At 56.6% G+C, this 1,402-nt stretch carries 1 rRNA gene (cut by a window edge); it reads left to right on the top strand.

The window, feature by feature from the left end:
- Positions 1-1,396: ribosomal RNA gene (locus ACFY3V_RS39625) — 23S ribosomal RNA — on the top strand (it extends 1,697 nt beyond the left edge of the window).
- Positions 1,397-1,402 lie beyond the last annotated feature (6 nt).

The raw sequence follows: 1,402 nt of genomic DNA, 5'->3' as shown, positions 1-1,402 counted from the left end.
GTACCTGAGATGTGATGCCGAGCCGATTGTGGCGAAGTGGGTGATCCTATGCTGCCGAGAAAAGCCTCTAGTGAGTGTCGTGGCGGCCCGTACCCTAAACCGACTCAGGTGGTCAGGTAGAGAATACTAAGGCGATCGGGTGAACTGTGGTTAAGGAACTCGGCAAATTGCCCCCGTAACTTCGGGAGAAGGGGGGCCTTCGCTGGTGATGAACCTTTGCGTTCTGAGCTGGTGGGGGTCGCAGAGGCCAGGGGGAAGCGACTGTTTACTAAAAACACAGGTCCGTGCGAAGTCGTAAGACGATGTATACGGACTGACGCCTGCCCGGTGCTGGAACGTTAAGGGGACCGGTTAGTTGTTCTTCGGAGCAGCGAAGCTGAGAACTTAAGCGCCAGTAAACGGCGGTGGTAACTATAACCATCCTAAGGTAGCGAAATTCCTTGTCGGGTAAGTTCCGACCTGCACGAATGGCGTAACGACTTCCCCGCTGTCTCAACCGCAGACCCGGCGAAATTGCACTACGAGTAAAGATGCTCGTTACGCGCAGCAGGACGGAAAGACCCCGGGACCTTCACTATAGCTTGACATTGGCGTTTGGAGCGTCTTGTGTAGGATAGGTGGGAGACGGTGAAGCCTTCACGCTAGTGGGGGTGGAGTCATTGGTGAAATACCACTCTGGTCGTTTTGAACGTCTAACTTCGGTCCGTGATCCGGATCAGGGACAGTGTCTGGTGGGTAGTTTAACTGGGGCGGTTGCCTCCTAAAGAGTAACGGAGGCGCCCAAAGGTTCCCTCAGCCTGGTTGGCAATCAGGTGTCGAGTGTAAGTGCACAAGGGAGCTTGACTGTGAGACCGACGGGTCGAGCAGGAGCGAAAGCTGGGACTAGTGATCCGGCGGTGGCATGTGGAAGCGCCGTCGCTCAACGGCTAAAAGGTACCCCGGGGATAACAGGCTGATCTTCCCCAAGAGTCCATATCGACGGGATGGTTTGGCACCTCGATGTCGGCTCGTCGCATCCTGGGGCTGGAGTAGGTCCCAAGGGTTGGGCTGTTCGCCCATTAAAGCGGTACGCGAGCTGGGTTTAGAACGTCGCGAGACAGTTCGGTCCCTATCCGCTGCGCGCGCAGGAGACTTGAAAGGAGCTGTCCCTAGTACGAGAGGACCGGGACGGACGAACCTCTGGTGTGCCAGTTGTTCCGCCAGGAGCACGGCTGGTTGGCTACGTTCGGAAGGGATAACCGCTGAAAGCATCTAAGCGGGAAGCTCGCCTTGAGATGAGGTCTCCCACCACGAGAGTGGGTAAGGCTCCCGGTAGACGACCGGGTTGATAGGCTGGAAGTGGAAGCGCAGTAATGTGTGGAGCTGACCAGTACTAATAGGCCGAGGACTTGACCACAAAGCA

The sequence above is a fragment of the Streptosporangium sp. NPDC000095 genome (assembly GCF_042899335.1).
GTDB lineage: Bacteria > Actinomycetota > Actinomycetes > Streptosporangiales > Streptosporangiaceae > Streptosporangium.
Note: the sequence above shows the minus strand (reverse complement) of the source record. Positions and strands in the feature narration are given on the sequence as shown.